Source organism: uncultured Sphingomonas sp. (genome assembly GCF_964237155.1).
Classification (GTDB): Bacteria; Pseudomonadota; Alphaproteobacteria; order Sphingomonadales; family Sphingomonadaceae; genus Sphingomonas.
In genome coordinates, this window is record NZ_CAXSHH010000013.1 from 1 (window position 1) to 12,563 (window position 12,563).

General features: G+C 67.8%; 14 protein-coding genes and 1 pseudogene. 8 read left to right on the forward strand and 7 right to left on the reverse strand.

Translation table 11 applies throughout. The annotated features are described in order from the left end of the window. Together ACFE71_RS04860 and ACFE71_RS04865 are read right to left on the reverse strand one after the other, a co-directional pair. Positions 1-91 (reverse strand): annotated as a pseudogene (locus ACFE71_RS04860) (ABC transporter); the annotation flags it as partial. Between the two features lie 155 nt (positions 92-246). Then, positions 247-1,491 (reverse strand): lipoprotein-releasing ABC transporter permease subunit, encoded by a 1,245-nt coding sequence (locus tag ACFE71_RS04865; RefSeq protein ID WP_375427690.1) that lies wholly within the window; start codon positions 1,489-1,491, stop codon positions 247-249. 448 nt (positions 1,492-1,939) lie between these two features. Between ACFE71_RS04865 and ACFE71_RS04870 the strand changes: the two genes are divergently transcribed. Continuing rightward, on the forward strand, positions 1,940-2,404 hold the full coding sequence (locus ACFE71_RS04870) for an Hsp20 family protein (protein ID WP_375427691.1): 465 nt from the start codon (positions 1,940-1,942) through the stop codon (positions 2,402-2,404). Between the two features lie 87 nt (positions 2,405-2,491). On the opposite strand, the gene ACFE71_RS04875 is transcribed toward ACFE71_RS04870, so the two are convergent. Next, positions 2,492-4,126 carry a CTP synthase gene (locus ACFE71_RS04875; RefSeq protein WP_375427692.1) on the reverse strand — a complete coding sequence of 545 codons (1,635 nt, stop codon included), beginning with the start codon at positions 4,124-4,126 and terminating at the stop codon, positions 2,492-2,494. Positions 4,127-4,191: 65 nt separating this feature from the next. Next, entirely contained in the window at positions 4,192-4,599 is a 408-nt protein-coding gene (gene secG / locus ACFE71_RS04880) for a preprotein translocase subunit SecG (RefSeq protein WP_375427693.1), read from the reverse strand. A gap of 260 nt (positions 4,600-4,859) precedes the next feature. Here secG and ACFE71_RS04885 point away from each other — a divergent pair, with 260 nt between their 5' ends. The 7 genes from ACFE71_RS04885 (at position 4,860) to glk (ending at position 9,892) form a co-directional block, all read left to right on the forward strand. Then, complete coding sequence (locus ACFE71_RS04885; RefSeq protein ID WP_375427748.1) at positions 4,860-5,216, forward strand: MarR family transcriptional regulator; 357 nt, start codon at positions 4,860-4,862, stop codon at positions 5,214-5,216. Between the two features lie 25 nt (positions 5,217-5,241). Then, positions 5,242-5,523, forward strand: coding sequence for an SH3 domain-containing protein (locus tag ACFE71_RS04890; protein ID WP_375427694.1), 282 nt, complete (start codon positions 5,242-5,244; stop codon positions 5,521-5,523). Then, positions 5,520-6,434, forward strand: a complete 915-nt coding sequence (gene argC, locus ACFE71_RS04895) for an N-acetyl-gamma-glutamyl-phosphate reductase (RefSeq protein WP_375427695.1) — start codon at positions 5,520-5,522, stop codon at positions 6,432-6,434. Before ACFE71_RS04890 ends, argC begins: the two co-directional genes overlap by 4 nt. A 14-nt stretch (positions 6,435-6,448) precedes the next feature. Further along, on the forward strand, positions 6,449-7,912 hold the full coding sequence (zwf, locus tag ACFE71_RS04900; protein ID WP_375427696.1) for a glucose-6-phosphate dehydrogenase: 1,464 nt from the start codon (positions 6,449-6,451) through the stop codon (positions 7,910-7,912). 48 nt (positions 7,913-7,960) lie between these two features. Next, positions 7,961-8,665 (forward strand): 6-phosphogluconolactonase, encoded by a 705-nt coding sequence (pgl, locus tag ACFE71_RS04905; protein WP_375427697.1) that lies wholly within the window; start codon positions 7,961-7,963, stop codon positions 8,663-8,665. A gap of 115 nt (positions 8,666-8,780) precedes the next feature. Continuing rightward, positions 8,781-8,927, forward strand: a complete 147-nt coding sequence (locus tag ACFE71_RS04910) for a hypothetical protein (RefSeq protein ID WP_375427698.1) — start codon at positions 8,781-8,783, stop codon at positions 8,925-8,927. After that, positions 8,924-9,892 (forward strand): glucokinase, encoded by a 969-nt coding sequence (glk, locus tag ACFE71_RS04915; protein ID WP_375427699.1) that lies wholly within the window; start codon positions 8,924-8,926, stop codon positions 9,890-9,892. Before ACFE71_RS04910 ends, glk begins: the two co-directional genes overlap by 4 nt. A gap of 61 nt (positions 9,893-9,953) precedes the next feature. Here glk and mltG read toward each other — a convergent pair whose 3' ends face one another. The 3 genes from mltG to ACFE71_RS04930 form a co-directional block, all read right to left on the reverse strand. Next, entirely contained in the window at positions 9,954-10,925 is a 972-nt protein-coding gene (mltG, locus tag ACFE71_RS04920; protein WP_375427700.1) for an endolytic transglycosylase MltG, read from the reverse strand. Continuing rightward, positions 10,922-12,187 carry a beta-ketoacyl-ACP synthase II gene (fabF, locus tag ACFE71_RS04925; RefSeq protein ID WP_375427701.1) on the reverse strand — a complete coding sequence of 422 codons (1,266 nt, stop codon included), beginning with the start codon at positions 12,185-12,187 and terminating at the stop codon, positions 10,922-10,924. Before fabF ends, mltG begins: the two co-directional genes overlap by 4 nt. 87 nt (positions 12,188-12,274) lie before the next feature. Further along, positions 12,275-12,511 carry an acyl carrier protein gene (locus ACFE71_RS04930; protein WP_375427702.1) on the reverse strand — a complete coding sequence of 79 codons (237 nt, stop codon included), beginning with the start codon at positions 12,509-12,511 and terminating at the stop codon, positions 12,275-12,277. Positions 12,512-12,563: the final 52 nt, after the last annotated feature.

Here is a 12,563-nt window from a genome sequence, read left to right on the forward strand (position 1 = left end):
CCTGGAGGTCGACGCCGCGCAGGACCTCGATCGTCTGGCCGCCCTGGGTGAAGCTACGCGCCAGGCCTGTAGTGTGGAGAACCGGGGTCATATGATATTTTCCTCCCTCGCGCAGCGGGGGAGGGGGACCATGCGAAGCATGGTGGAGGGAGGCGACGGGACGGTGATCATGCTCCCACCCCCTCCACCCCTCGGCTGCGCCGAGCGGTCCCCCTCCCCCGCTGCGCGAGGGAGGAAAAAGCTTCATCACTCATAGCGCAGCACTTGGACCGGATCCGTGCTCGCGGCCTTGAACGCCGGATAAAGCGTCGCGAGGAAGCTGAAGACGAGCGCCATCAGCGTGATCGCCACGATCTCGACGGGGTCGGTCTTGGACGGCAGCTCGGTCAGGTAGCGGATCGACGGGTCCCACAGGTTCTGGCCGGTGACGAGCTGGACGAAGTTCACGACCGCCTGGCGGTAGAAGAGGAAGATCGCGCCGAGCACGAGGCCCGCCAGCGTGCCGAGCGCGCCGATGGTGGTGCCGACCGTCACGAAGATGCGGAGCAGGCTGGTCCGAGTCGCGCCCATGGTGCGCAGGATGGCGATGTCGCGCGTCTTGGCGCGGACCAGCATGATGAGCGACGACAGGATGTTGAACACCGCGACGAGGATGATGATCGACAGCACCACGAACATGGCCACGCGCTCGACCGCCAGCGCCTCGAACAATTGCGCGTTCATGGTGCGCCAGTCCTGGACCACCGCGCGGCCGCCGACGCGCCGGCTTAGCGGGCGCAGGATCTCGCCGACCCGGTCGGGATCGACCGTCTGCACCTCGACCATGCCGACCGCGTCGCCGAGCAGGAGGAGGGTCTGCGCCTCCTCGAGCGGCATGACGACATAGGCCTTGTCGTAGTCATACACGCCGATCTCGAAGATCGCGCCGACGGTGTAGGCGACGATGCGCGGAACGGTGCCGAAAGGCGTAGTCTGCCCCTGCGGGCTGATGAGCGACACCTCCGAGCCGACCTGAGCGCCGAGCGCTTCGGCCAGGCGCGAGCCGATCGCGATGCGGCCGTTGCCGGGAACGACGCCGTTCAGCGTGCCCGACACGACCTGCCCGCCGACCGAACGGCGGATGTCGGCGACCGACTGGCCGCGGACGAGCACGGCCTCGACCCGGCCGTTATAGCTGGACATGAGCGGCTGTTCGATCAGCGGCACCGCGCTCGTCACGCCAGGCGTGGCGCGCGCGTCGCGGACGATGTCGCGCCAGTCCGGCAGGCGTCCGCCGAATCCCTGCACGACGGCGTGGCCGTTCAGCCCGGTGATCTTATCGAACAGTTCGGCGCGAAAGCCGTTCATGACGCTCATGACGATGACGAGGGCCGCGACGCCGAGCATCACCGCGACGAGGCTGATCGAGGCGACGAGGAAGATGAACCCCTCCCCCTTGCCCGGCAGCAGGTAGCGCCGGGCGATCATGCGTTCGTAAGGGGCGAGGATCATGTTCCGGCTCGCCTACCGGGACCAAGGTCGACTGGCAATCGCGCGCCCGCTGTTGCCGCGGGGCCACATAGCGACGCGATTCGTTTCGGAAGCCGCACGATATGCGTGACAAGCGGAGACGATCCGCTTAGCCGCGACGCACTGGCACACAGGCAACGGCCGTGGTTCGGGGACGGGTTCTTCATCGACGCAGCGACTTACGCGCGCGACGAAGGACCAGGAAAATGGGGGCTGACGAGCGATCGTCACGCAGGCGCCCGGGCTGGAAACGGCCCGGGCGTTTGCCGTTCCGCGCACCGAAAAAGTCGTAACTAGGACCGGTCCGGCCTCTTGACGTCGGATGGAGGTTCACCAGATCGGCGATGCGCGACGCCGTCAAGGGTCGCGCGAGGCTTGCACCGCGATGGTGCTCGGCTTCATCATCAACTCGCTTTTCGGAGGTTTTGATATGCGACTCGACCTGACCCCCTATCGCCGTTCGACGATCGGCTTCGACCAACTGTTCGACATGCTCGAGCAGAACACCAAGGCGGCGTCCGCCGAGAATTATCCGCCGTTCAACCTGGAGCGGATCGCCGATGATCGGTACCGCATAACGTTGGCGGTCGCGGGCTTCACGCGCGACGAGATCGAGATCACCGCGCAGCGGAACCTGCTGCTGGTGATCGGCCGGAAGGAGGAGCGCGCGGACGCGCAGTTCCTGCATTTAGGCATCGCGAACCGCAGCTTCGAGCGCCGCTTCGAACTGGCCGATTTCGTGCTGGTCGAGGATGCGCGGCTGAGCGATGGGCTGCTGGTGATCGACCTCGTTCGCGAAATCCCCGAGGCGATGAAGCCCAAGACGATCGCCATCAAAACGGGCGCGCCGCTGGCTGCCGTCGAGAATAGTGCCAACGAGGCGCAGGCCGCTTAAGGTCGTCGCGTAACCGGCTCGGCGTCCTTCCCTCCCTGAGAACGCTGTGGAGCGCCCGGGCCGTGACGGCCCGGGCGCTTCTTCATGTCACACCAACCGGCTTTGCTTCACGGCGGCCTCGATGAAGCTGGCGAAAAGGGGATGCGGGTCGAACGGCCTGGATTTAAGTTCCGGGTGGAACTGGACGCCGACGAACCAAGGATGGTCGGGACGCTCGACGATCTCGGGTAGCGTGCCGTCGGGCGACATGCCGCTGAACACCAGCCCGCCCTTCTCCAGCGCGTCGCGATAGCCGGTATTCACCTCGTAACGGTGGCGGTGGCGTTCGTGGATCGTGGTCGCGCCGTAGATGGCGGCAGCGACGCTGTTCCCGTCGAGCCTGGCCTCGTACGCGCCCAAGCGCATCGTACCGCCCAGATCGCCCTGCTCCTCGCGCTTCTCCAGGCCCTCGCGGCCCATCCATTCGGTTATCAGGCCGACTACGGGCTCGGGCGTGGGGCCGAACTCGGTGGACGAGGCCGCCGCGATCCCGGCGGCGTCGCGCGCCGCATCGATGCAGGCCATCTGCATGCCGAAACAGATGCCGAAATACGGGACGCCCCGCTCGCGCGCGAAGCGGACGGAGGCGATCTTGCCCTCCGCGCCGCGCTCGCCGAACGCGCCGGGGACGAGGATGGCGTCGCACGGCTCGAGGCTGGCGGCGATGTCGGCGGCCGTTTCCTCGAACAGCTCGGCGTCGATCCACCGGATGTTGACGCGCACGCGGTTGGCGATGCCGCCATGCACGAGCGCCTCGTTCAGCGACTTGTACGCATCCTGCAGGCCGACATACTTGCCGACCACGCCGATCGTCACCTCGCCCTCCGGATTGGTGAGCCGGTCGACGATCTCGGCCCAGCGCGACAGGTCGGGCGCGTCTCCCGGATCGATGCCGAAGGCGCGCAGGACCTCGGCGTCCAGTCCTTCGGCATGGTATTGGAGCGGGACGGCGTAGATGCTCCTGGCGTCGAGCGCGGGGATGACCGCGCTTTCGGCGACGTTGCAGAATAGCGCGATCTTGGCGCGCTCGGAGGGCGGGAGCGGTTGTTCGCAGCGGCAGACGAGCACGTCGGGCTGGACGCCGAGCGCGGCGAGCTCGCGGACGGAGTGCTGCGTCGGCTTGGTCTTGAGCTCGCCCGCGGCGGCGATGAAGGGGACGAGGGTGACGTGGATCGATACCGAATTGGATCGGCCGACCTCGTTCCTGAGCTGGCGGATGGCTTCGATGAAGGGGAGCGATTCGATATCGCCGACGGTGCCACCGATCTCGCACAGGACGAAGTCGAGGTCGTCGGTCTCCGCCTTCGCGAACGCCTTGATGGCGTCGGTGACGTGGGGGATGACCTGCACGGTGGCGCCGAGATAGTCGCCGCGGCGTTCGCGCTGGATAATCTGTTGGTAGATGCGGCCGGAGGTGACGTTGTCCGACTGGCGCGCGGAAACGCCGGTGAAGCGTTCGTAATGGCCGAGATCGAGGTCGGTCTCCGCGCCGTCGTCGGTGACGTAGACCTCGCCGTGCTGGTACGGGCTCATCGTGCCCGGGTCGACATTCAGGTAGGGATCGAACTTGCGGATGCGTACGCTGTGCCCGCGCGCCTGGAGCAAGGCCGCGAGCGCGGCCGCCATGAGACCCTTGCCGAGCGACGAGACCACGCCGCCGGTGATGAAGATGTACCGCGCCATGGGAGGAGTCGCCTAGCGTCTAACGGGCTTGCGGGACAAGCACCCGCTTGCGCCGTGCGGCAATCTCAACGGGCGAGCGGAACCGAGCCGTTGTCGGCGGGCATGGCGGGCTGGGCGCGGTCCGCGGCGGCGGCACCCGCCGCGGAGGCGAAGGGCGCGTCGTCGGCCTGGGCGGGGCGGGTCGGACGGATCGGGGGAACAGCCGTCGAACCCGGCGTACGGGCGAGCGAGGTGTCCACCGTCGCGGTCTGGCGAGTCGCGGCGAACACCGCGAGCACCACGGCCATCACCACGAACGCGGTGCCGAGCACGGAGGTGGCGCGCGTCAGAAAGTCCGCCGCGCCGCGCGCCGACATCAACCCCGACGGGCTGCCGCCCATGCCGAGCCCGCCGCCCTCCGATTTCTGCATGAGGATCACGGCGACGAGCGCGGCCGCGATGAGCGCGTGGATGACGAGCAGGAATGCGAACATAGGGTTTGGGACGATCCGCGAGGTAAGGGTCGCGCGGCACATAGGCCGGGAATCCGACCCGATCAACCGAGCCGCCCTACTGGTCGGACGGAACGGGCAGACCGTTTCGGATGCGGCAACCATGCCGATCCCACCGCGTTAAGGATTCAGCAAGCACGATTTCCGGGGCGAGGCTTCGGAACAGCCAAGTGGAACCTTCCGTGGCCACAGCCGCCTACCCTTCGCGCGCCCCCTCCGGCCCTTCCGCCCTGTCGACCTGGATGGCGACGCTGGTCGACTATGTCCGATCGGGCGAACCCGATCTGACCAACCGGCAGATGGCGCTGTTGCTGGTCGTCTACCTCAATCCGGGGCCGCATACGGTGCGGGGCCTGGCGCGGGTGCTGAACGTGTCCAAGCCCGTGGTGACGCGCGCCTTGAACAGGCTGGGCGGGCTCGGCTATCTGCGCCGCCAACGCGACGACAGCGACAAGCGCAACATCTTCGTCGCGCGCACATCCGAAGGGGCGGAATTTCTTGAAGAGTTCGGGCAGTTCATCGGCGATGGGGACTGCGTCGCGGGTGGAGGTCCGGTCCACCCCGCCGGGGCAGCCGGTCGAGCAGTCGGGCGGGCGTAGGCGCTTTGCGCTGACCGGTCGATCCGTGCGGCTGGACCCGACCACCCACGCCGTTCGCGGCGACCTGGCCGACGCGCGGTTGGCGGACCGGGTGTTCGCGCCGCATTACGCGGCCCCCACCCTTCGCATCGTCGTCCGGTCGACACCGCTTCTGGCGGCGCGTCATGGCGACGGCGCCCCGATGACGACGCTGGAGGTCGGGGCAATGTTCGAGGTCGTGGAGTTCGCGGGCGGGCGGGCCTGGGGCGTCGCGCCGGGATGCGGGCTCGTCGGCTATGTCGACGCGCAGGCGCTGGGGTCCGCATGACCACCGTCTTCATCGACGGGGCGGCCGGCACCACCGGGCTGGAAATCCGCGAACGGTTGGCCGGCCGTTCGGAACTGACGATCATCATGCTCGACGAGGCCCGGCGCAAGGACGTGGACGCGCGCGCCGAAGCATTGAACGACGCGGATTTCGTGATCCTCTGCCTACCCGACGAAGCGGCGCGCGAGGCGGTCGGGTTGGTCCGAAACGACCGCACCCGGATCATCGACGCGTCGAGCGCGCACCGGGTCGCCGATGGTTGGACGTACGGCTTTCCCGAACTGGGTTTCGACGTCGCGGGCGCGTCCCGCGTGTCCAACCCCGGATGCTACCCGACCGGCTTCCTGGCGCTCGTCGCGCCGATGGTGCGAGCCGGCCTGATCCCGTCCGATTGGCCCTACACGGTGAACGCCGTGTCCGGCTATTCGGGGGGCGGCAAGGCGCTGATCGAGCGGTTCGAGAACGCCCCCGACCTGGCGTTCCGCGCTTACGGCTTCGCGCTCGCGCACAAGCACGTCCCCGAGATGCAGCGATATGCGGGGCTGTCGCACCCTCCGGTGTTCGCGCCCAGCGTGGCGCGCGCGCATCGCGGCATGATCGTCGAGATCCCGCTCGCGCTGTCGGCCATGCCGGGCGCGCCGACGCGCGACGCGCTCCTGTCCGAACTCGCGACGACGTTCGAGACGCGACCGCTTGTCCGGGTGCACCACGAACAGCCCGACGAACTGCTGCTCGACCGACACGGCGCGCCGTGCGATGCCCTGCAGCTGTATGTTCTCGCGGACCCGGCAAGCCGCCAGGCGCGGCTGGTCGCGACGCTGGACAATTTGGGCAAAGGGGCCGCAGGCGCGGCGATCCAAAGCCTGAACCTGATGGCGGGGCTCGACCCCCTCGCCGGCCTCATCGTCTGATCGGAATTTCGACCATGGCCCGTAATCCAGTCGACAAGCTCCTACTGTTCGGCGCGACCGGCGATCTCGCGCAGCGCATGCTACTGCCGTCGCTGTATGGCCTTCACGCCGACGGACTGTTGGCCGAGGGCGTGACGATCATCGGCGCGGCGCGATCGGAGCATGATGACGAGAGCTATCGCGCGTTCGCGAAGACGGCGCTCGAGAAATACCTGTCCAAGGAGCGCAACGACGCGGACACGATCGCGTCGTTCCTGAAACGCCTGGCCTATCAGGCGATGGACCTGTCCGACGCCGCCGCTTTCGCGCCACTGGCCGACAAGGTCGGCGACGTGTCGGGCGGGCTCGCGATCTTCCTGTCGACCGCGCCGTCGCTGTTCGAGCCCGCGATCAAGGGATTGGCCTCGATCGGGTTGACGGGCGAGACCGTCCGCATCGGCCTGGAGAAGCCGCTCGGTTACGACCTAGAGTCAAGTCGCAAGATCAACGAGGCGGTGTTCGCCGCCTTTCCCGAGCCGCGCACGTTCCGGATCGACCATTATCTGGGCAAGGAAACGGTCCAGAACATCCTGGCTCTCCGTTTCGGGAACTCGTTCTTCGAGCCGATCTGGAACGCGCGCGGGATCGCCAGCGTGCAGATCACGATTTCGGAGACGGTCGGGCTGGAGGACCGGGCGGGCTATTATGACGGCATGGGCGCGCTGCGCGACATGGTGCAGAACCACATGCTGCAACTGCTGGCGCTGATCGCGATGGAACCGCCCGCGCGGTTCGACGGCACGTCGGTGCGCGACGAGAAGTCCAAGCTGTTCCACTCGCTGCGCCAGATCGGCGCGGACGAGGTCGCGCACCATACGGTCGTCGGGCAATATGTCGGCGGCGCGTCGGACGGGAAGATCGTGAAGGGTTACGTCGACGAGCTCGGCCAGCCGTCGGACACCGAGACCTTCGTCGCGATCAAGGCGCATATCGATAATTGGCGGTGGCAGGGCGTCCCGTTCTACCTGCGCACGGGCAAGCGGATGGCGACGCGGCGATCGGAGATCGCGATCGAATTCAAGCCGGTGCCGCATTCGATGTTCGAGTCGCGCGGCGGGCGGTTGCAGCCCAACATGCTCGTGATCCGCTTGCAGCCGGAGGAGTATGTCCAGCTGCTGGTCATGGCCAAGGAGCCGGGGCTCGACCGCGACGGGGTACGCCTGCGCGAGGTGCCGCTCAACCTGAGCATGGACGCCGAGTTCGCGGGGTCCCGGCGACGGATCGCCTATGAACGGCTGCTGCTCGACTTGATCGAGGGCGACCAGACGCTGTTCGTGCGGCGCGACGAGGTGGAGGCGCAATGGCGCTGGATCGACGCGATCCGCCAAGGTTGGGCCGAGACGCGGATGAAGCCGAAAAGCTATCCGACCGGGACCTGGGGTCCGTCGGCGGCGATCGCGCTGACCGAACGCGACGGGGTGACGTGGCACGACGAGTAGGGGCTTTACCCTCTCCCGCGAAAGCGGGAGAGGGGTATGGAGTATGACATGACCGAGATCGAATGGTGGGATTATGACGACGCGGCCGAGATGGCGGGCGCGGTCGCGGGCGACGTGCAGTTCGTCATCGAGAGCGCGATCGAGGCGCGCGGGGCGGCGGTGATCGCGCTGTCCGGCGGCAAGACGCCCGTGCCGATCTACGACAAGCTGGCCGTGGCGAAGCTCGATTGGAAGCGCGTGACGATCGTGCCGACCGATGAGCGCGTCGTGCCACTCGGCGACGCGATGAGCAACGTCACCATGATCGCCAAGGCGTTCCTCCCAAAGGGCGCGCGCGTGATGCCCGTCGTGCCGAACGCCACGGCGGACTACAAGGCGGCGGGGCGATCGGCGGATGCCTTGATGCAGGACCTGCACTGGCCGCTCGATCTGTGCCTGCTGGGCGTGGGCGGCGACGGGCATACCGCATCGATCTTTCCCGGCCCCGATTACGAAGAGGCCCTGAGCGGCCCGCGCGAGCGCCGCGCGCTGGGCGTGATGCCCGACCCGCTACCGCCCGAGGCTCCGGTCGCGCGCGTGTCGCTCAGCCGGCAGGGCATCGTCACCGCGCGCGCGCTGATGATCGCGTGCACGGGAACCGACAAGCGCCGGGTGATCGAGCGCGCGATCGAGCAGGGGCCGTCCTCACCCCACCCGATCGGGCGCGTGCTCGCCGATGTCGAGCTGCCGGTCGACATTCATTGGGCTCCGTGAGCCCATATTCACCTTTCCCATGCTTCCGTCACCCCGGGATTGCCCCGGCATCCCGTTGCGTTTCACTCGCGGGAGAAGAAGCGGGATCCCGGCTCAGGGTGGGGGTGACGAGGTGGTGACGGCGACGATCCACCCTGCTCGCGCCACCTTCATCGGCCGGACGGTGGAGCTGTCCGGGTCGACGCGGCATCGCTATTCAGACCTGATCGAGCGCGAACGGGAGAGCGCCCGCGTCGAGGTGTCGTCGGGGGCCGGGCCGTGACCGAGATCGTCGCGGCCGATATCGGCGGTACGCACGCGCGCTTCGCGATCGCGGAGGTCGAGGGCGGGCGCGTCGTCGGCCTGGGCAAGCCGATCACGCTGAAAGCGGCCGAGTTCGCGAGCCTGCAAACGGCATGGGCCGCATTCGGGGAACGGATCGGCCGCCCCCTGCCCGCCGCCGCCGGGATCGCGGTCGCGTCGCCGATCACGGGCGACGTGATCCGGATGACGAATAATCCCTGGATCATTCGACCGTCGCTGATCCCGGATCGGTTGGGCGTGGACAGCCACGTCCTGATCAACGATTTCGGCGCGGTCGGGCACGCGGTCGCGCAAGCTTCCGACGACGAGCTGGTCCATCTATGCGGCCCGAGCATACCGCTTCCCGTCGAGGGAATGACGACCATCTGCGGTCCGGGCACGGGGCTCGGCGTCGGCGCGGTCCTGAAGCGGCGCGGCGGATACCATGTGATCGAGACCGAGGGCGGGCATATGGATTACGCCCCGCTCGACGGGATCGAGGATGCGATCCTCCAGCGTTTGCGGCGGACCTTCACGCGGGTATCGGCGGAGCGGATCTGCTCGGGACCCGGGATCGTCGCGATCTACGAGATGCTTGCCGAGATCGAGGGCCGTCCGGTGCATCGCCTGGACGACAAGGCGATCTGGGCGGAGGCGTTGGATGGCTCCGACCCGCTCGCGCTCGCCGCGCTCGATCGGTTCTGCCTGGCGCTTGGCGCGGTCGCGGGCGATCTGGCGTTGGCGCAGGGCGGCAAGGGCGTGGTGATCGCGGGCGGGCTGGGGCTTAGGCTCAAGGACAAGCTGCTCCGATCGGGGTTCGAGGGTCGCTTCATCGCGAAGGGACGGTTCCAGGCGATGATGGCGACGATCCCGGTCAAGCTGATCACCCATCCGCAACCGGGCCTGTTCGGGGCCGCGGCGGCGTTCGCTCAAAGGTTCTCATGATCGCCATCGACGATGTCATGTGATCAAGGGTGATGCCGTTTCCGCCCGAGGGGCTGATCGGCTACATCTCACCGCGCGCCTTTCGGATCGCGTACCACCGCCGGACATTCGCGTTATGCTCGGCGAGCGTGTCCGCGAATACGTGGCCGCCCGTCCCGTCCGCGACGAAATACAGCGCCTTGGACGGAGCCGGATCGAGCACCGCGTCGATCGACGCGCGGCCGGGGTTGGCGATCGGGCCGACAGGCAGGCCCGACCGCGCATAGGTGTTGTAACCATTTTCCGAGTCGTCCAGCTCCGACCGTAGGATGCGGCGACCGAGCGGGCGGCCCTTGGTGATGGGATAGATGACGGTCGGGTCGGCCTGGAGCGGCATGCCGATACGCAGGCGGTTCCCGTAGACGGCGGCGATCGTCCGGCGCTCGGACGCCTTGCCCGTCTCCTTTTCGACGATCGATGCGAGCGTGATCGCTTGTGCGGGCGACGCGACCGCAATCCCGGGTTTCCGCTTCCTCCAAGCCTTGGCCAAATAATCGCGCATCGCATGTTGCATGCGCTCGACCACTTCCGCGCGGGTCTGGCCTCGTTCGAACGCGTAGCTGTCGGGGAGGATCGACCCCTCAGCTGGTAGTGGCGCGTCGCCGATCAGGCCGTTTGCGCGCTGGACGGCGTCGTAGACCATGACCGACGGATAGCCCTCCGGTACCGCGACCAGGCGTTGGAGCGCCTTGCCCGCCTGCAGCAGCTCGAGGATCGCGGAAGGGCTCGCCTTTGCGGGAAGGGCGTATTCGCCCGCCTTGATCGACTCGCCCGATCCCAGGACGCGCGCGAACAGGCGAAAGCGCGAGGCGGAGCGGATCGCGCCCACCTGCTCCAGCCGCGTCGCCGCCCCGGCGAGGCTCGACCCCTCGCGGATCTGGACGGTGAGCGGGCGTTCGGCGGGCCCATCGCCGCTCCAGCTTCGCGACAGCCACACGGCGGCGAGCAGCAGAGCCAGGCCGACCGCCCCGCCGAGCCGGCCGAGGCGTCTCACGCCGCCACCGGCCTCATGACCAGGCTCGCGTTGGTGCCGCCGAAACCGAAGCTGTTGTTGAGGATGGCGCGGACGCGACGGTCCTTGGCGACGTGCGGGACCAAGTCGACACCGACGCAATTGTCGCTCGGATTGTCCAGGTTGAGCGTCGGCGGCACGACCTGATCGCGCATCGCCAGGATGCAGAAGATCGACTCGACCGCGCCCGCGCCGCCGAGCAGGTGGCCGATCGCCGATTTGGTCGAGCTCATCGATATGTCGCCCAGCGCATCGCCGAACAAGCGCCGGACCGCGCCCAGTTCCAGCTCGTCGCCGAGCGGGGTCGAAGTGCCGTGGGCGTTGATATAGTCGATATCCTCAAGCGCGAGGCCCGATTTCCGCATCGCCATCTGCATCGACCGGAAGGCGCCCGACCCCTCCGGATGTGGCGCGGTGACGTGGTAGGCATCGCCCGACAGCCCGTAACCGATCACCTCCGCATACATCTTCGCGCCGCGCGCGCGGGCGTGTTCGTACTCCTCCAGCACCAGCACGCCCGCGCCCTCGCCCATGACGAATCCGTCCCGGTCGCGGTCATAGGGACGCGAGGCGCGCTCCGGCTCGTCGTTGAAGTTCGTCGACAGCGCGCGGGCTTGGGCGAACCCGGCGATGCCGAGCGGGCAGATCGCCCCCTCCGCGCCGCCCGCGAGCATCACGTCCGCGTCATCCATCGCGATCATCCGCGCGGCGTCGCCGATCGCGTGCGCGCCCGTCGAGCAGGCGGTGACGACGGCGTGGTTCGGACCCATCAAGCCGTATTTGATCGAGACCTGGCCGGAGATGAGGTTGATCAGCCGCCCGTGGACGAAATGCGGCGAGACGCGGCGCGGACCCTTTTCGTGCCGGACGATCGACTCGCTCTCGATCCCCGGCAGCCCGCCGATGCCCGACCCGATTGTGCAGCCCGCGCGGAAACGCTCCTCCTCCGACATATCGATAAGCCCGGCATCCTCGAGCGCCTGGCCGGCGGCGTCGATGCCGAAGATGATGAAGGGGTCGACCTGGCGCTGGACCTTGTGGTCGACGCGCAAGGCCGGGTCGAAGCCGTATTCGTGACCGGCGGGCTTCACCTCGCAGGCGATCCGGCAGGCATAGCCGGTCGGGTCGAAGCGGGTGATCGGCCCCGCCCCGGACTTGCCGGCGAGCAGGTTGCTCCAGGCGCGCTCGACCTCCGCGCCGAGCGGCGTCACGAGGCCCAATCCGGTTACGACGACACGCCGCATGTCACTATCCTTACGTCAGACACGAAAACGGCTCCCGGCCGGCGATCCGGGCGGGAGCCGCTGATACTTGCTCGCGAGCGGTTGGGCTCAGGCCTGATGCTCGTCGATGTAGGTGATCGCGTCCTTGACGGTCGTGATCTTCTCGGCCGCGTCGTCGGGGATCTCGACGCCGAACTCCTCCTCGAACGCCATGACCAGCTCGACGATGTCGAGGCTGTCCGCGCCCAGGTCGTCGATGAAGCTGGCGTCCTCGGTCACCTTGTCGGCCTCGACGCCGAGGTGCTCGACGACGATCTTCTTCACGCGGTCGGCGGTCTCGCTCATGCTTCTTCCCTTTGGCCGTGAGTTTGGGTGTTCCTGAACGCACGTAGAACGG

Excerpts from the sequence above, each read along its gene's own strand:
- ACFE71_RS04885 (WP_375427748.1), top strand. The coding sequence starts at position 4,860 with ATGGCGACGCTGGTCGACTATGTCCGATCGGGCGAACCCGATCTGACC.
- ACFE71_RS04870 (WP_375427691.1), top strand. The coding sequence starts at position 1,940 with ATGCGACTCGACCTGACCCCCTATCGCCGTTCGACGATCGGCTTCGAC.
- ACFE71_RS04865 (WP_375427690.1), bottom strand. The coding sequence starts at position 1,491 with ATGATCCTCGCCCCTTACGAACGCATGATCGCCCGGCGCTACCTGCTG.
- secG (WP_375427693.1), bottom strand. The coding sequence starts at position 4,599 with ATGTTCGCATTCCTGCTCGTCATCCACGCGCTCATCGCGGCCGCGCTC.
- argC (WP_375427695.1), top strand. The coding sequence starts at position 5,520 with ATGACCACCGTCTTCATCGACGGGGCGGCCGGCACCACCGGGCTGGAA.
- ACFE71_RS04930 (WP_375427702.1), bottom strand. The coding sequence starts at position 12,511 with ATGAGCGAGACCGCCGACCGCGTGAAGAAGATCGTCGTCGAGCACCTC.
- pgl (WP_375427697.1), top strand. The coding sequence starts at position 7,961 with ATGACCGAGATCGAATGGTGGGATTATGACGACGCGGCCGAGATGGCG.
- zwf (WP_375427696.1), top strand. The coding sequence starts at position 6,449 with ATGGCCCGTAATCCAGTCGACAAGCTCCTACTGTTCGGCGCGACCGGC.
- fabF (WP_375427701.1), bottom strand. The coding sequence starts at position 12,187 with ATGCGGCGTGTCGTCGTAACCGGATTGGGCCTCGTGACGCCGCTCGGC.
- ACFE71_RS04875 (WP_375427692.1), bottom strand. The coding sequence starts at position 4,126 with ATGGCGCGGTACATCTTCATCACCGGCGGCGTGGTCTCGTCGCTCGGC.